The 15,335-nt window shown below is 42.0% G+C and carries 18 protein-coding genes, 1 riboswitch and 1 other annotated feature (1 of these 20 running past the window's edge); of the genes, 7 read left to right on the top strand and 11 right to left on the bottom strand.

The annotated features are described in order from the left end of the window. Nucleotides 1–234, bottom strand: a binding site (T-box leader) (it extends 5 nt beyond the left edge of the window). A gap of 53 nt (nt 235–287) precedes the next feature. The 4 genes from ACI3E5_RS07270 to ACI3E5_RS07255 are packed head-to-tail and all read right to left on the bottom strand — an operon-like array spanning nt 288 to nt 2,893. Beyond that, nucleotides 288–806 carry a cysteine hydrolase family protein gene (locus ACI3E5_RS07270; protein ID WP_086293862.1) on the bottom strand — a complete coding sequence of 173 codons (519 nt, stop codon included), beginning with the start codon at nt 804–806 and terminating at the stop codon, nt 288–290. A gap of 11 nt (nt 807–817) precedes the next feature. Beyond that, on the bottom strand, nt 818–1,342 hold the full coding sequence (locus tag ACI3E5_RS07265) for a transcription repressor NadR (RefSeq protein ID WP_081118267.1): 525 nt from the start codon (nt 1,340–1,342) through the stop codon (nt 818–820). Then, on the bottom strand, nt 1,339–2,187 hold the full coding sequence (locus ACI3E5_RS07260; RefSeq protein ID WP_368255032.1) for a chorismate mutase: 849 nt from the start codon (nt 2,185–2,187) through the stop codon (nt 1,339–1,341). Before ACI3E5_RS07260 ends, ACI3E5_RS07265 begins: the two co-directional genes overlap by 4 nt. Nucleotides 2,188–2,200: 13 nt before the next feature. Next, a complete protein-coding gene (locus ACI3E5_RS07255) occupies nt 2,201–2,893 on the bottom strand; it encodes an NAD-dependent protein deacylase (protein ID WP_368255033.1) in 693 nt (230 codons plus the stop codon). A 157-nt stretch (nt 2,894–3,050) separates the two neighbouring features. Here ACI3E5_RS07255 and ACI3E5_RS07250 point away from each other — a divergent pair, with 157 nt between their 5' ends. Next, entirely contained in the window at nt 3,051–3,719 is a 669-nt protein-coding gene (locus tag ACI3E5_RS07250; RefSeq protein WP_368255034.1) for a response regulator transcription factor, read from the top strand. Nucleotides 3,720–3,733: 14 nt separating this feature from the next. After that, nucleotides 3,734–4,639 (top strand): sensor histidine kinase, encoded by a 906-nt coding sequence (locus ACI3E5_RS07245; protein ID WP_498821309.1) that lies wholly within the window; start codon nt 3,734–3,736, stop codon nt 4,637–4,639. A gap of 73 nt (nt 4,640–4,712) precedes the next feature. On the opposite strand, the gene ACI3E5_RS07240 is transcribed toward ACI3E5_RS07245, so the two are convergent. Next, nucleotides 4,713–5,474 carry a DUF2705 family protein gene (locus ACI3E5_RS07240; RefSeq protein WP_195265409.1) on the bottom strand — a complete coding sequence of 254 codons (762 nt, stop codon included), beginning with the start codon at nt 5,472–5,474 and terminating at the stop codon, nt 4,713–4,715. 1 nt (nt 5,475) lies between these two features. Continuing rightward, the gene (locus ACI3E5_RS07235; protein WP_195265412.1) at nt 5,476–6,393 is read right to left on the bottom strand and encodes an ABC transporter ATP-binding protein; all 918 of its coding nucleotides are present in this window, start codon (nt 6,391–6,393) and stop codon (nt 5,476–5,478) included. 318 nt (nt 6,394–6,711) lie between these two features. On the opposite strand from ACI3E5_RS07235, the gene ACI3E5_RS07230 reads away from it, so the two are divergent. The 4 genes from ACI3E5_RS07230 (at nt 6,712) to brnQ (ending at nt 11,343) form a co-directional block, all read left to right on the top strand. After that, a complete protein-coding gene (locus tag ACI3E5_RS07230) occupies nt 6,712–7,014 on the top strand; it encodes a hypothetical protein (protein WP_005227198.1) in 303 nt (100 codons plus the stop codon). Between the two features lie 147 nt (nt 7,015–7,161). After that, a riboswitch (Lysine riboswitch) is annotated at nt 7,162–7,335 on the top strand. A 115-nt stretch (nt 7,336–7,450) separates the two neighbouring features. After that, complete coding sequence (locus ACI3E5_RS07225; protein ID WP_195265413.1) at nt 7,451–9,040, top strand: ABC transporter permease subunit; 1,590 nt, start codon at nt 7,451–7,453, stop codon at nt 9,038–9,040. A gap of 11 nt (nt 9,041–9,051) precedes the next feature. Next, nucleotides 9,052–9,786: an amino acid ABC transporter ATP-binding protein gene (locus ACI3E5_RS07220; RefSeq protein ID WP_005227196.1), complete on the top strand. Its 735-nt coding sequence runs from the start codon at nt 9,052–9,054 to the stop codon at nt 9,784–9,786. 204 nt (nt 9,787–9,990) lie between these two features. After that, complete coding sequence (gene brnQ / locus ACI3E5_RS07215; protein WP_195265415.1) at nt 9,991–11,343, top strand: branched-chain amino acid transport system II carrier protein; 1,353 nt, start codon at nt 9,991–9,993, stop codon at nt 11,341–11,343. A 234-nt stretch (nt 11,344–11,577) separates the two neighbouring features. On the opposite strand, the gene ACI3E5_RS07210 is transcribed toward brnQ, so the two are convergent. From ACI3E5_RS07210 to ACI3E5_RS07195, 4 genes are all read right to left on the bottom strand, one after another. Then, nucleotides 11,578–12,795: a tyrosine-type recombinase/integrase gene (locus ACI3E5_RS07210; RefSeq protein ID WP_001291561.1), complete on the bottom strand. Its 1,218-nt coding sequence runs from the start codon at nt 12,793–12,795 to the stop codon at nt 11,578–11,580. An 81-nt stretch (nt 12,796–12,876) separates the two neighbouring features. Continuing rightward, nucleotides 12,877–13,080, bottom strand: coding sequence for an excisionase (locus tag ACI3E5_RS07205; RefSeq protein WP_000814511.1), 204 nt, complete (start codon nt 13,078–13,080; stop codon nt 12,877–12,879). Between the two features lie 460 nt (nt 13,081–13,540). Beyond that, on the bottom strand, nt 13,541–13,771 hold the full coding sequence (locus ACI3E5_RS07200) for a helix-turn-helix domain-containing protein (RefSeq protein WP_000857133.1): 231 nt from the start codon (nt 13,769–13,771) through the stop codon (nt 13,541–13,543). Continuing rightward, nucleotides 13,768–14,190 (bottom strand): sigma-70 family RNA polymerase sigma factor, encoded by a 423-nt coding sequence (locus tag ACI3E5_RS07195; protein ID WP_000804885.1) that lies wholly within the window; start codon nt 14,188–14,190, stop codon nt 13,768–13,770. Before ACI3E5_RS07195 ends, ACI3E5_RS07200 begins: the two co-directional genes overlap by 4 nt. A gap of 504 nt (nt 14,191–14,694) precedes the next feature. Between ACI3E5_RS07195 and ACI3E5_RS07190 the strand changes: the two genes are divergently transcribed. Next, nucleotides 14,695–15,048 (top strand): helix-turn-helix transcriptional regulator, encoded by a 354-nt coding sequence (locus tag ACI3E5_RS07190; protein ID WP_001227347.1) that lies wholly within the window; start codon nt 14,695–14,697, stop codon nt 15,046–15,048. A gap of 59 nt (nt 15,049–15,107) precedes the next feature. On the opposite strand, the gene ACI3E5_RS07185 is transcribed toward ACI3E5_RS07190, so the two are convergent. Continuing rightward, nucleotides 15,108–15,335: cysteine-rich KTR domain-containing protein (locus ACI3E5_RS07185; RefSeq protein ID WP_498855857.1), on the bottom strand; the 228-nt coding region annotated here is incomplete at its 5' end.

Here is a 15,335-nt window from a genome sequence, read left to right as displayed (position 1 = left end):
GGACGAATACTCGTGTTACCACCTTTTGTTTAGAAGGTTTCCCTTCCCTCAACCCAACGTCTAGCCGTGCTAGAGATTGGTGCACTTTGTAACGGTAGTGCGTATCCGTGATTGCCTACTTATCGACAATCAATCCTCCAAGGCCATTTTTCATCGCTTCTGACTTGACTCTTTCCACCAACCAGAGTCTCTCTTTGAAGTATCCGCGGTTACTTTCCTTCTCAACAGATTCATTATTCTTGTTGAGTTGTACTTTACTGGAAAATGAACGTCTTGTCAACAAAAAATCACAATTTTTTCATCTGAGGATTTGCTAAGACTTCCGCAAAGCGTCCTTGCCAGATCATTTCGTACCAATCAATGATTTCAGCTGCTGATCGTCCTCGGCTTGGATACGTCGTTGTGGCTTGGGCATACACGACGTTTTGATAACCCAGACCATGCGCGAATTTGATCGTGCCATCAAGGCAATATTCCGTCTGAGCACCAGCAAATTCGATACTACGCACTTGATTTGTCTGTAAGACCGCTTGTAGATCTGTTTGAAAAAAACTATTGGCGTGTTTTTTTCGAATCAAACGATCCGTTGGTTCATAGGCCAATGCTGGGTGCAGTTGCCATGCTTTGCTACCGTAGGGCAACGTCTCCTCTTCATGCTGAACAAAAATAACTGGTTTTTCTTCTTTACGATATCGTTGGATTCGTTGGTTGACGAACAGCAATAATTCCGACAAATGGTCAATTGTTTGGTCATTTGTTTGACAGACCCCATTTTGCAAGTCAATGATCAATAAGACATCTTGCATCACTTCACTCCTCAATTTTGGTAGAGCATGCCTTTTTCTGCTAACTGTTGTTTGGCTTTTTCCAGAGCCGCAGGATCGGTGTAGCGCAACGTATGCAAGTGTACCCCATTGGTTAAATCTGAGAGCAAGCGGGCCTCTGCATGTTTGGTTTTGTTGATGAAATCAGTCACGTCTTGGTCTGTTTGGATCTGCAAATTGCCAGTGATCTCTCCATAGATCTCATGCTCAACGATGACATCGACCACTTCCACACCACAAGCGACAAAGATGCGCAATTCTTCTTCCGTTTGTTCAGGTCGATGCTGCACCGCTAGCTTACTGACATGTCCTGCCTCATCCAACAGCGCTTGCAACCGATAGCCGCGAGCCGTAGCCACAATCGCTTCACCAGCTGCTCGCAATAAGGCAATGTCCCCAACGATGATTTGACGGCTGACTCCGAGGGATTCTGCCAGTTTGCTGGCACTGATCGCTTTGTCCGCTTGCTTCAATGCCGCTAAAATATTTTCTCGCCGTGTTGCTCCATCCATACTCATTCCTCCAATTGATTCTCTTGATAGGTTTTTGAGTGGTTCATAATTGATTGAAACATAGCCAAAATCGTTTCTTCGTAGGCTCGATTAGATATCGCCTGCCGAATGTTTTCCAGCACTTTCTCTTCACGATTTTCATCTAATACTGGCAATTGACTGCTTTTCTTCAATTGCACGATTTCGTTGACCGTGCTCATACGTTTTTCCAAAAGATGCGTGAGTTGCCAATCGATGTCATCGATCGCTGCCCGCTGAACAGCCAAGGGAGCTTGCTGGTTGTTTTCTTCTTCTAAGTCGATCGTCTTGATGACCCGTGCCGGATTTCCCGCCAGCACAACATTGTCTGGGAATGATTTTGTAACGACACTGCCAGCCCCCACCACGACATTATTACCTAAGCGCACCCCTGGCAAAATCGTGGCCGCACCACCGATCCATGCGTTATCGCCAATCACGATTGGTGCCCCTAATTCTAAGCCGCTATTTCGTTTGACCGGATGTAATGGATGCGTCGCCGTAAACAACCGAACATTGGGTGCCAGCATACAGTTGTCGCCAAAGGTAATTGGACAAACATCTAATAGCACACAGTCGTAGTTAGCATAGAAGTTTTTGCCGACAGAAATATTGTAGCCATAATCAAAGCGGACATTCGGTTCGATATAGATTCGACCAGTCACAGAGCCGAATGTTTCTTTTAGTAACTGCTCTTTGATTGTTGTATCAGTTTCTTGGTTGATCAGGTTCATTTGTTCACGGGCATATTTTCGATCTGCCACCAATTCTGGATCTGGGGAAAAGTACAATTCGCCAGCAATCATTTTCTCTTTTTCGGTACGTTGTGTCATATCATAAACTCCTTCATTCAATTTTCTGGAAAAACGTTTCGGCTGCTGTGGTCAACATGCCATATTCATTTGGGATCGCCAAAGGTTCCTTATTGATGACCAACACCTGCTGGCTGTAATCGACTAGCCCTGCAAAAGGATAGACTTGCAGCGAAGTCCCCACGACCACCGTCAGGTCGGCTTGAGCAACGGCCTGAATGGCTCCTTCAATGGTTTCATCCGTAAATCCTTCCCCATAAAGCACGATCGCTGGCCGGACCTGACCGCCACATCCTGCATGGTGCCAATCCTGCAAATACGCTTGCCAAGGTACCGGATTGCCACATTTTCGACAATAACAGTTGTACAAGGAGCCGTGAAAATCGATTCTTTGGTGACTGCCTGCTTTTTCATGCAAGCCATCGATGTTTTGCGAAACAACCCAGACGTTTTTTTTCGTTTGTAGCGCAGCCATTTTTTGATGAATGATGTTCGGCTGGACCTGAGGATGGTAGAGGTGCTTGACGAACTGATAAAATGTTTCCGGTTCGTTTTCTAAACAGTCATGGCTTAACAAATACTCTGGCTGGGCCAGTCCTTGATAGACCCCTTTTAAGGAACGGTAATCAGGAATGCCCGATGGGGTCGAAACACCGGCACCCGTCAAAAAGGTCACGGATGATGCGGCGGTGACCGTTGCGATTGCTTGCTCAATAGATACCTTCATCGTTCTAACTTCCTTTATGGCTTTTCTCTTATTCTAACCGAAAAAGAACCGTTTTTGCGAAAAATCAGCCATTTTCTTTTTTAAAAGCAACTAATGCTTTTTCGTGCGGAATTGCTTATAATAGATGCAATAAATACAAGGAGACTGGGAAACCCAAATGAAAATTTTGATTATCGAAGACAACAATGAGATCAGCGAAATGTTGGCTACTATTTTAGCAGCTGACTATACCGTCCAGCAAGCCTATTCAGGTACGGAAGGTCTGCTGCTTTTTCAGCAAGATGCTTTCGACTTGATTTTGCTAGATCGAATGCTCCCCGGTAAAGATGGGACACAAGTCTTGCAAGAAATTCGCCAAACCTCCACGGTCCCCGTCATTATCTTGACTGCCTTAGATGAACCAGCCGATGTTTCCACCCTTTTGCTGGCGGGTGCCAATGATTACTTGACCAAACCCTTCAATATCGAAGAATTAAAGGCCCGTATCATTGTTCAATTGCGCACAAATAAACAAACCCCTCCAGTTGCCAGCAGCCACTCGTATAAAAACATTCAACTGTTGCCTGACTCGTTTCAGCTGCAACGAGGAGAGGCAACGGTTCAGTTAAAGAAAAAGGAGTTTGAGATTTTTTCCCTGCTCTTAGCCAACCCCAAAAAAGTGTATACGAAAGAAATGCTCTATGAAGCGGTTTGGCAGGAACCTTATTACGGTGAAGAAAACACGATCAATGTCCATATCAGCCATTTACGCAGCAAAATCAAAACACTCGATCCAGATGAAGCGTATATCGATACTGTCTGGGGCATCGGCATCAAGCTAGCTTAAAAAGGAGGAACCCCATGCATATACTTCAGTTTTTCGCTGCCTTGATCGTTGTTTTATTGATCGGTTACTGGCTATTCTTACTATATGATCTGAAAAAGTACCACCAGCAATTAGCAAGAATCAGCGAAATCGAAACAAATCAAGAGATCCATTTGCAGACCCGCGTACCCGCTTTAAAAGCGATCGCTTTGTTAAACAATCAGATACTTAGAAAAAATAAGCAGCAGCACTATCAAATGCTGCAAGAAAACCAGCAGTTGGAACAAGCCATTCAAAATATCTCTCACGACTTGCGCACACCTTTAACGGTCGCCAGCGGCTACACACAACTGCTGCAAGCCGATACGACCCTCACCCCGCAACAACTACAGCTGCTGGATAAAGTCAGCAGCAACCTAGAAAAAGTCGAAAATCATCTGGAACAGTTATTGACCTATCAGCGTCTCAAAGACAATCAACTGGCTTTGACTTTGGAAGAATTCGATCTTTCTCGTTTATTGGAAGAAGAACTGCTCCAGCTCTATCCTTCATTCGAAGCGCAACAGTTGCCGTTAACGGTGACGATCCAACCCAACATCATGATCATTTCGGATAAAAAAAGCTGGCAACGAATTTTCCAAAATGTCCTTGGCAATTTACTGGAACATGGCAGTGAGACCGGAGCGATCCGCTTGAATCAGCAAGGAGATCGCGTTGTTTTCCAACAGGAAAATCAGCTGAAGGCACCGATCCAGTACCCAGAAAAATTGACCCACCGCTTTTATACGGAAGACCTTTCGCGGCATAAACAGCAAGCCGGACTTGGTCTGTATATCATCGCGGCATTGACTCATGCATTAGACGGCAAGATCCAATTGGATACAACCGAAGAGACGTTTCGTTTGACTTTGATTTGGCAGCAGTCCGTTGAATCCTACTAACTCATGGCTATACACAAAAAACACCCAATCGCTCGACCTTCACTAGTCGATACGGTTGGGCGTTTTTCTGCTCTTACAATTCTTGTCTCTTAAACACCAGATGCGCAGCCAAAAGACAAAGTAGCAAACTGATCAGACTCCCAATAAAAATTGGTTGGACTGTTTCCCATGTTTGGAAAGTAGTCATGGTCACCATCTCTAACCCACCTTGAAAGTCCAAGTATTCTAAAAACTTCCAGTCGGGTAAAGAGATTCGGGCAATCGCAAAGGCCATCGGAATAAAAATCGTCGCCAATACGCTGACTGCTGTATTTTTGGTTAAATACAGAACTAGCACTGCAAAAGAGGACGTCGCTAATAAAATCAGTACAAAACTAACGAAATAATACAACAAGTTTTCTATCTGTGAAAGGTCATTATAACCAATCCCCCCAATAACCGTTCCCGCTACAAAGCTCACCAAACAAATCGCAACGATCTGTAAGACCAGTACCAATGCATATACCAAGAATTTCCCAAAAAGATAAGCGGGTTTGGAGACACCAACGGTAATGATATTCTTCATGGTCCCTTTCGTGTACTCACTGCCTAAGACCTGCATCACCAATGGCAAGGAGTAATACAGCAACATGGAAGACAGACTGGTCTGGATCGCCAGAAAGCCAGTGATTTCTGTAAGGCCGCCTGCTGTTTGCGTACTATCCCCAAGAGTGACCCCCACACTACCATTAGAAACAACGGATAAAATCACCAACAATAAAATAATTCCTTCTGTGATCCAAAAACTTTTACTTCTTGATAAACGATACAAATCGGCTCGAATAAAATTCAACATCTTACTTTCCCCCTTCACTTGTTACTAACTCTTTGAAATACGACTCTAGATTTTCCCCTTCAAAAGAAATCCGATCAATAGCGATCCCTTCATAAACCAGCTGACGGACCAGGTCCCGAATCAACACATTCTCTTGATAAATATGAATTTTGTGGTCACTGACAACTTTATATTCAGAAATCAGCTGACTCTCTAGCAAGCGGCTAGCTGTGGCTACATCATCCACTTCTAATTGAATAAACCGTTTCGCCATCAGATCGAATTCGTGTTTGGTCATCTCTTTGATCAGACGCCCCTCACTAATGACCCCAAAACGTGTAGCCACTAAGTACAACTCTTCTAAAATATGGCTGGAAATCAAAATCGTCATGCCGCGTTCTTGATTCAATCGTAAAAGCAGCTCCCGAAACTCAACGATCGCTACAGGATCCAAGCCATTGATCGGCTCATCTAATATCAGAAAATCCGGTTGGTTCAATAAAGCGATGGCTAAGCCGAGCTTTTGTTTCATACCCAAAGAAAAATCACGGTATTTCTTGTTGCCGACATTGGTCAAACCAACAAACGACAGTGCCTTACTAACGGCATCAGGTTCCACCACCCCGCTGATTTTGCAATAATAGTTTAGATTTTGTTTAGCGGTCAATTGGTCGTAAGCGACTGGAGTCTCAATCACGTTGCCAACGCGTTTCAGCATCTGGGTGTATGCTTTGCCGCCTTCGACACCAAACAACTGCAGACTGCCACCAGTGGGTTGGATCAACTGAACGATTGCTTTTAATAAGGTCGTCTTCCCAGCACCATTTCTCCCCACCAATCCATAAATATCTCCTTTCGCGATCGTTAGATCGACATCATGCAGCGCCTGCTGTTTGCCGTAACGTTTGTTTAATCCTTTGATTGTTAGAACATTTTCCATTTTTACTTCCTCCTTGCTTGCTTCTGTGATCATTCTAGCAAGCAGATCTAAATCAGCTATTAACTAATTATTAATTGATTCTTAACTCGTAGTTTTCTGCAAAAAAAACAGTTTATTTCTATTATACACAGCTAAAAATGAACCAATCTAGAAAAATCGTCCCTTTTTCAGCAAACCCACCAATAGCAAATGTAGCAGACGATCTTTTCATTACTGCTTTTGCGCTTTGTTTTTTGCCTCACAAAGAAAGAGATTCCTTCATGACAAGGAACAAAAAACGTGGTAAACTAGTCACGAATCAAAGTGAGGTGAAATACATTGGTAGCAGCTATTATTTATTGGGCAATGATCATTATCAGTTTCGGTTGGTTGGCAGTCAGCTTATATTTCTCTATCTTCTATTTAGCACGTAAAGAAAATGGCAATCTATGGGCATTTGGCTTTTTAAATGTCATCACAGCAATCATTCAAGCCATCGTCCTTGTGGTGTACCGTACCTTAGGACAAGATTGGGGCGTTACACAATACTCAAGCCTCATCTATCTAGCACTTGGCTTATTGCTTGGTTTGACAGTCATCCAAGCTGTTTTAGGCCGTGAACCAAAAGCGAAAGTCGCTTAAGGGTTCCAATAGACACTCGTAAAAACGATCCGCTTTCTCTTTGATAAAAATAGGGAAATGGTCGTTTTTTTGTTAAAAAGAATTGACATTTGGGTGCTTTTCTTCTAAACTCTGAGAAGAATCAAATTAAATACGAGTACCCTTTAACATTTAGGTAGAGGTCGCGAGGTTCATTAATCCTGCTGAGTGAAGCAACACGTTTACAGCAGAGCTAGGGAACATCGCCGAAACAAGATCGGTTTTGCTTGCATCGATTTTGTTGGGCCGCAAATGAACAATTTGCGGACTGTCTTAGCTTGTCTAAGTTGCGCTATGTTTTGTGAAAGGTTTGTCGACGATGACTTGTCAACAGCCGTTTTCCAATCATGGAGTACGGCTGTTTTTTTGCTTTTTCATCCTTACCTGCTTGTCCAACTCGTGAAAGGAAAGAGAAAAAATGAAAAAAAATAATTGGATCTGGGCGGTCTTCGCCCTCTGTCTAACCCTCATTCAGCTGCCCTTAACTGTGCACGCGGATGACCAAACACCAGCAGAACAATTCCGTGTCGGCATGGAGGCGGGTTATGCGCCATTTAACTGGACGCAAACGACGGACGCCAATGGTGCCGTGCCAATTTCTGGGGAAGAAGGCTCAGCATTTGCCGGCGGTTACGATGTCCAGATCGCCAAACGAATCGCTGAAGGCTTAGGCAAGGAATTAGTGATCGTTAAAACCCAATGGGACGGCCTGCCGCCAGCTTTACAAGCGGGGACTATCGATGCCGTGATCGCCGGAATGTCACCAACTGCCGAACGTCGCGAGCAAATCGATTTTACCGATCCTTACTATGAATCAGATTTGGTGGTAGTGGTTCGTAAAGATGGCGAGTACGCCGATGCCAAAAGTCTCGCTGATCTTGCTGGAGCGAAAATCACTGCTCAGCTGAATACTTTCCATTATACCGTCATTGATCAAATCCCTGAGGTCCAAAAAGAACAAGCCATGCGAGACTTCTCCTCCATGCGCGTTGCTTTAGCTTCGGGAATCATTGATGGCTACGTCAGTGAACGACCAGAAGGCGTCACTGCCGTCGGTGCAAATCCTGATTTGAAGATGGTCGAGTTCGATGAAGGGGCCGGTTTTGAAACCAATCCAGAAGACGTTCAAGTAGCAGTTGGGATGCGCAAAGGCGATCCGGATGTGGAAAAAGTCAATGAGATCCTTGCAGGAATCTCTGAAGAAGAACGGGTTTCCCTGATGGATCAAGCAGTCTTGGATCAGCCTGCAGATGCCAGCGGAGAAACAGCGGATCAAGGTCTGATCGCTGATTTCAAAAAAATCATTGATGATTACGGCATGCTCTTTTTGCGAGGTGCTGGCTTGACCTTATTCATCGCGATCCTTTCAACGATCATCGGATTGATCATTGGTCTCTTAGTCGGTATCTTCCGAACATTGCCGCTTTCAGAAAATCCAGTAGGACGTTTCCTCCAACGGATCGTTAATGGGTTACTAACCATCTATATAGAAGTTTTCCGCGGGACCCCAATGATGGTTCAAGCAATGGTTATTTTCTACGGAACCGCTTTGGCTTTTGGCGTCTCAATGAATCGAACGCTGGCAGCCGTGCTGATCGTTTCTATCAATACCGGTGCCTACATGTCTGAGATCGTTCGTGGTGGGATCTTTGCTGTAGATGATGGTCAATTTGAAGCAGCTCAAGCCATCGGTATGACCCATTGGCAAACCATGATCAAAGTCGTGTTGCCGCAAGTGATGCGCAACATTTTACCTGCTACCGGGAATGAGATCATTATCAATATCAAAGATACTGCCGTCTTAAGTGTTATCAGTGTTGCGGACCTCTTTTTCCAAGGTACATCAGCCGCTGGAACGAACTTCCAATACTTCCAAACATTTGCGATCATCGGTGTGATCTACTTAGTCTTGACCATCAGTGCTACCCAGATCTTGCGCTTTGTTGAACGCAAAATGGATGGTCCCAGTGCGTATGTCAAATTAGAAGACATCAACCCGAACGAATAAGGAGGAAGAACATGTCAGCAATCATTGAAATTGACCATTTAAAAAAGAGTTTTGGCGACAACGAAGTCTTAAAAGACATCAGTTTGTCTGTTAATAAAGGAGAAGTTGTCACGATCATCGGTTCTTCTGGTTCAGGAAAATCCACACTTCTTCGCTGCATCAACTTATTAGAAAAACCAACCAGTGGACAAATCATCTACTTAGGTGAAAATGTGCTAGAAAAAGGCTATGACTTGCCGAAATACCGGACACATCTAGGGATGGTTTTCCAATCCTTTAACTTGTTCAACAATATGAATGTATTAGAAAACTGCGTGACTGGACAAGTCACTGTTTTAAAACGCGATCGCAAAGAAGCGGAAGCGACTGCCAAAGAAAATCTGGAGCAAGTCGGTATGGCTCAATATGCCAATGCCAAGCCTTCCCAGCTTTCAGGTGGACAAAAACAACGGGTAGCCATTGCCCGTGCCTTATCGATGAATCCAGATGTCATGTTGTTTGATGAGCCGACTTCTGCGCTAGATCCAGAAATGGTCGGTGAAGTGTTGAAGACCATGAATACCTTAGCTCATACTGGCTTGACGATGGTGATTGTTACCCACGAAATGGGCTTTGCCAAAGAAGTGTCTGATCGGGTCATCTTTATGGATCAAGGCGTCATTGCCGAGCAAGGAACACCAGAAGATATCTTTATTCATCCAAAAGAGCAGCGCACCAAAGAATTCCTTTCCCGTGTGTTGAATTAATTCTCTGTCTTGAAGCACTTAGTGTTCTTCTTCCGAGCTTTTTATCCTTTTTTCAGTAAGCTTGGAAGAATTCAATGCTAAGTGTTTTTTTATTACGGGAAACAGAATCGTCAGAATTTACCGAAAAATAACAAAAAAACATTGCTATTTGTCGGAAAATTTGTTATTTTTTTTAAAACTAAGGAATTATAGGAGCTTTCACTTATGGAAAAAAAGTTACAGTTTAAGGATTATATGTATGTTGGATCAATGCTTTTCGGTCTGTTCTTTGGTGCCGGAAATCTAATCTTCCCCGTTCACATGGGACAAGAAGCTGGTGCGAATGTCGGCTTAGCCAATCTTGGGTTTTTAGTGACCGGAATCGGCTTGCCATTTTTAGGAGTAATCGCCATTGGGGTATCCCAAAGTAGCGGAGTTTTTGAATTAGCTTCTCGGATCAATCGACGCTATGCAATGATATTTACGATTTTGCTTTACTTAGTGATTGGGCCTTTCTTTGCTCTGCCCCGTTTGGCCACTACTTCTTATGAGATCGGGATCGCTCCCCACGTTTCATCAGATATGCAAACTTGGTTATTGGGCTTGTTTTCTGCCCTATTTTTTGGTGCTGCTTGGTGGTTTTCACGTAAACCAAGCAAAATTCTTGATTATGTCGGGAAGTTTTTAAATCCCTTGTTTCTGGTCTTACTAGGTGTTCTGCTATTTTTCGCCTTTTGGCAACCCCTAGGAACGGTCAGCGATGCGCCGATCTATCCTAGCTATCAAAACGATGCCTTCTTCACTGGTTTCACCAATGGTTACAATACCCTTGATGCATTGGCATCCTTAGCATTTGGGATCATCATCGTCTCAACGATTCGCAATATGGGGGTTGAGAAACCTACGACAGTCGCAAAAGACACGATCCTTTCCGGCTCTGTCAGTATCGTGTTGATGGGGATCATCTATACCTTACTTTCTTATATGGGAACCAAAAGTTTAGGCCAGTTTCCCATCAGCGAAAACGGTGGGATCGCTTTGGCACAAATCGCCAACCACTACCTTGGCACCATCGGCAGTCTGTTATTGGCATTGATCGTCATCTCTGCCTGCTTAAAAACCGCCATCGGTTTGATCACGGCCTTTTCTGAGACCTTTGCTGGGTTGTTTCCAAAACAAAGCTACGGTTTCTTTATCGCATTGACAAGTATCTTACCAGCGATCTTCGCCAACGTTGGCTTGACCAATATCATTGAATTCTCCATTCCAGTCTTGATGTTTATTTATCCACTGGCGATCACCTTGATTTTGTTGGCGATCATCAGTCCATTATTTAACCATCGCGCCAGTGTCTATCGAATGACGACGTATTTCACGTTGATCGCTGCAATCATCGACGGCTTAAATGCAAGTCCCGCACTGATTACCAACAACGCTTTCGTGCAAGGAATCTTGTCTTTTGCGTCAGATTATCTGCCCTTCTTCCAAATCGGGATGGGTTGGGTCGTACCAGCGGCGATCGGATTTTTGATTGGTTTGCTATGGTCGTGCTTCAAAAAAGATCCTATTTCGGCCTAAATTAGTTAAAAAGACGAAAATAACCTACCTTTTTTTTAAAGGTAGGCTATTTTTTTGATTAAACAAAGTATAAATTTCTAATTATCTTTTTATATTTTCTTAAATGCTCGTAAAGCCTTATTCTATGTGCTTTCGAGTATTTTTACTGTAGGAAGATACTTCACGTTTCTTTGCATATTTCCTCATGTCTTAGCTGTCAGAAGTGGTAAATAAGTAGTAAATTCATTTGTACTACTAAGCAACAAGACGCTCCTGTTGCTTCTCTTTATTCAAGCGTTTCATTTCTGCCATTGCAGAATCGAATGTTGCATGTGCGTAATAGTTCAGCGTCATGGCTATATTAGCATGTCCCATAATGTACTGTAATGCCTTTGGATTCATTCCTGCATTTGCATAGTTGGTACAGAATGTATGTCGCAAACTATGTGGAGTGATGTGTGGCAATTTATCCTCGTTATACTTATTGTATTTCTTAACAAGACCTTTCATCATGCCGTTGTAATCACTTGCCACTTTTGGATAGTTCTTTCTATTAAGAAAGAGAAAATCACTATATCCATCAATCTCAACACGCTTATCATTCTTTCGATTCGCTAACACTCGCTTAAATGCTTGATAGGCTTCTTCAACCATAGGAACTTGACGTTCGCCACTTTTGGTCTTTGGTGTTTCAATGTAGTACCCAATTTCAGTATCTCTCAATAGCTGATGGTCTATATTGACAAGACGATTCTCAAAATCTAAATCTGGAAGTGTCAAACCACCAAACTCTGAAATACGAAGACCTGTTTTTAAGAGTATCAGAATTTCATCATAATTTTTGCTGTAGGTTTTATCAGCTTTTGCAAAGGCTAACAGTTTTTCTTCCTGTTCTTCTGTTAGTACGGTCTTAGGGACAGTATCATCATCAAGAACTGCTTTCAGTTGAAAGTCAAATGGATTCTTCCGAACACAATCATCTTGTATAGCAATATAGAATGAAGCCTTTAAAGAACGTTTGTAGTTATTGATGGTTTGATAAGCATAACCATTTTCACTCATTCTAATAGCCCATTCTTTAGCGTCTGATGGCTTAATACTGTCAATACTTCTTACACCTAACTTGTCTTTCTTCAAAATATCCATAAGATATTTGCGTCCAGTTTCAGTGTTTTTTCTAACCTTTGGTCTTTGAGCGTTCTGTTTTGCGTAAAGCTGGCAGAGTGTCATTTTCTTTCCTACAACATCAATACCATCATGAATGTCTTTCTGTAACTCTGCGATTTTCTCTCTAAGTGAGATACAATCACGCTTTCCTGCTGGTACTCGGTCTGTAGCCACAAGTTTCCACGAGTAAACAAATTGCGGTTCTCCAAATGAATCTATATATTTGTATAAGTATCTTCCGTCTTTTCGTTGGCTCTCTCCAGTCTTTAAGATTCGACCTTTATTGTCACGTCTTTTTTCTGACATGGCATTTGCTCCTTTCCTTTATGGAAAGAGCCTTGATACGACTTAATACTATTTTATCATATACAAGACCCTTTGGCGACGCTAGATTGCGTCCAATGTATCTATAATTTTTTCAAATTGTTTTCGTTTAATCTGAATACGATTGCCATTCATAATCAGCCAATTTGCATTTTTATTTTCCTCTGCCAAGCGTCGTAGCTTGTTTTCGCCAATACGAAAATATTTTGACGCTTCTTCAATGGTTAGGGTATAACGTTCCCAAATAGGAATGTCAGTCTGCTTCATAAAATCCTCCTTTCCAAATCACTTATTTGGATTTCATAAAAGTTGTTTTACCAGCAATCGAACAGCTTTAGCAAAGCTCACGGGAGTTCCACCCCTGCATGGTTCTCATGTAGCCATACTCATTGCCTGCGACGGTTTTATCACGCTCGGACTATTGACTGTATGGGAGTATCATTATCACGATAAGAATGTCGTTGCAGGCAATCCTGCTAAAGATTGCTTCTCGGATCACTAACATGAATCGCTCGCTATCTTTATAAGATAGGTCATGGCGGTTAGTTCCGTTGGCTCTTTTCTTATCGAAACGTATTCGATTACTTTTATTCAGTTTTCAAAGAACAATGGCTCGTTAGCCTATCAAAACACATTGAAAGCTCAATATGCTTTGGTGGAATAACAAACCTCCCTGTTCGGGAAGCGTGGAATGGTTTAGCACGCTTCCACGAAAGGAGAGAGGATATTACTTAATTTCAAATGACAAAATCTTTGTAATCAGTCTGGTTTCCATTCTTCCACGTAAGACTTCATCAACGACCATACTTTGATTGCCATATTCATCTTTCATAAGTCGTAGGGAACGCTTCGTTATGTACCCTCTGTAATGATGTAGAATCTGGTTAATCGCTTCGGTATCGCCATCTGTTGCCTTTACAATGAGAGGAAAGGGAATCATAGGATATTGTGTTTTCATTCTTCAAATTCCTCCATAAACTTTTTAATTAAGGCTAGTCCACTGGTTCTATGCCGATAGACAGTAGAACGGTTCAATTTCAACAGGTCTGCAATTTCTGAATCGCTCATGTCCATAAAGTAAAACAGCAGTAGAATTTCACGTTTCTTGTCTGGCAACTCACGTAATGCTTCACTCAACAAATCATTTTCAACGCCTACTGATAACCCATTGAGTGTAAAAATCTGAAAGTCAGTTGAATAGTTATCTGTTGTCGCAAACTGGCTAACAAGATAATCGCCAACATCCGAAAAGGACACCTCACGCTTTGCAATCCTTGAAAGATAAAGCATATAATTCTTTCGCTCGTCTTCCATAGCACGTTTACAGATATAGTCAAACTGATTTTCTATTGTGGTCTGAAAAGAAGATGGTTTCATGTTTCTCACCCCCTTTCTGTCTAGGAAAGGAAGTGAGCCTTGCTCGTTTATCTCCTTTCACTCTTAGTCCCAATGTGAAAGGGGGATTTGTTGCATTACTGATAAATAAACTTTGTAAAAAAGTTCTGAATAGCCAAAAAAGCATATAAACAGATTTATTTCTCTGTTTACATGCTTCTGTTATTCTATCTATATGATTTATAAAACCACATTGGTGGACGTACTTATCTATTGCAGATAGACGACTTTTTTTGACAAGAACCCAATGTAAGGAAATTTATTGTATATGATGTACTTCATGGCGACGTTGACCTCCAACAAACCGCCATTTGGAAGTAATATACAATATTTTAACAGCGTAAATAGCACTACCATATAACGGTTTTTTTTATTGGCGTTTAGTAGTGCTTTTTATTAAATATAAACCTATAAACCATATAACACGTTTTTCTATACCTGTTTTTAATTCAGTAGGAACAATAAAATGTATAGAGGTGGTCTACTATGCGTAAAAAAGAAGATAAATATGATTTTAGAGCCTTTGGTTTAGCCATTAAAGAAGCTCGATTGAAACGAGGTTTAACTCGTGAACAAGTGGGAGCATTGATTGAAATTGACCCACGGTACTTAACTAATATTGAAAATAAAGGGCAACACCCCAGCATACAAGTTCTTTATGACCTTGTATCGTTACTTCATGTTTCCGTTGATGAATTTTTCTTACCTGCTAATAACTTGGTAAAAAGCACCCGACGATTACAGATAGAGAAATACATGGATAGCTTTACAGACAAAGAACTATCCTTAATGGAATCTTTAGCCAGCGGTATCAACGAAGCAAGAAACATCGAAGACTAATTAAAAGAATCCATACATAACGGAAAGAGCCGATAAAATGAGATTGTATTAATCTCATTTTATCGGCTCTGCGTCTTTGCGTCTGGCTCTGTAATCACAGTTACTTTGAACTGCTTTATTTCAATTAAATTTTCTTGTCTGCATTTCGGACAATAGAGGGGGAATTTTTTTAATTCAGTATCTTCCCTTATCTTTAATCGTGTTTTATTTGGTTCTACAATATTTAGTGTTGGTGGAAAATCTACGGATTTTCTACTGACACTTTTTTTATAAAAAAAGATAGCAAA

Source organism: Candidatus Enterococcus avicola (assembly GCF_047470845.1).
In the GTDB taxonomy this organism is placed as follows: Bacteria; Bacillota; Bacilli; order Lactobacillales; family Enterococcaceae; genus Enterococcus_D; species Enterococcus_D casseliflavus.
Note: the sequence above shows the minus strand (reverse complement) of the source record. Positions and strands in the feature narration are given on the sequence as shown.

Coding starts and splice junctions, on each gene's coding strand:
- ACI3E5_RS07240 (WP_195265409.1), bottom strand. CDS start 5,474: ATGTTGAATTTTATTCGAGCCGATTTGTATCGTTTATCAAGAAGTAAA.
- ACI3E5_RS07260 (WP_368255032.1), bottom strand. CDS start 2,187: ATGACACAACGTACCGAAAAAGAGAAAATGATTGCTGGCGAATTGTAC.
- ACI3E5_RS07255 (WP_368255033.1), bottom strand. CDS start 2,893: ATGAAGGTATCTATTGAGCAAGCAATCGCAACGGTCACCGCCGCATCA.
- ACI3E5_RS07220 (WP_005227196.1), top strand. CDS start 9,052: ATGTCAGCAATCATTGAAATTGACCATTTAAAAAAGAGTTTTGGCGAC.
- ACI3E5_RS07200 (WP_000857133.1), bottom strand. CDS start 13,771: ATGAAAACACAATATCCTATGATTCCCTTTCCTCTCATTGTAAAGGCA.
- ACI3E5_RS07250 (WP_368255034.1), top strand. CDS start 3,051: ATGAAAATTTTGATTATCGAAGACAACAATGAGATCAGCGAAATGTTG.
- ACI3E5_RS07225 (WP_195265413.1), top strand. CDS start 7,451: ATGAAAAAAAATAATTGGATCTGGGCGGTCTTCGCCCTCTGTCTAACC.
- ACI3E5_RS07245 (WP_498821309.1), top strand. CDS start 3,734: ATGCATATACTTCAGTTTTTCGCTGCCTTGATCGTTGTTTTATTGATC.
- ACI3E5_RS07190 (WP_001227347.1), top strand. CDS start 14,695: ATGCGTAAAAAAGAAGATAAATATGATTTTAGAGCCTTTGGTTTAGCC.
- brnQ (WP_195265415.1), top strand. CDS start 9,991: ATGGAAAAAAAGTTACAGTTTAAGGATTATATGTATGTTGGATCAATG.
- ACI3E5_RS07210 (WP_001291561.1), bottom strand. CDS start 12,795: ATGTCAGAAAAAAGACGTGACAATAAAGGTCGAATCTTAAAGACTGGA.
- ACI3E5_RS07205 (WP_000814511.1), bottom strand. CDS start 13,080: ATGAAGCAGACTGACATTCCTATTTGGGAACGTTATACCCTAACCATT.
- ACI3E5_RS07270 (WP_086293862.1), bottom strand. CDS start 806: ATGCAAGATGTCTTATTGATCATTGACTTGCAAAATGGGGTCTGTCAA.
- ACI3E5_RS07235 (WP_195265412.1), bottom strand. CDS start 6,393: ATGGAAAATGTTCTAACAATCAAAGGATTAAACAAACGTTACGGCAAA.
- ACI3E5_RS07195 (WP_000804885.1), bottom strand. CDS start 14,190: ATGAAACCATCTTCTTTTCAGACCACAATAGAAAATCAGTTTGACTAT.
- ACI3E5_RS07265 (WP_081118267.1), bottom strand. CDS start 1,342: ATGAGTATGGATGGAGCAACACGGCGAGAAAATATTTTAGCGGCATTG.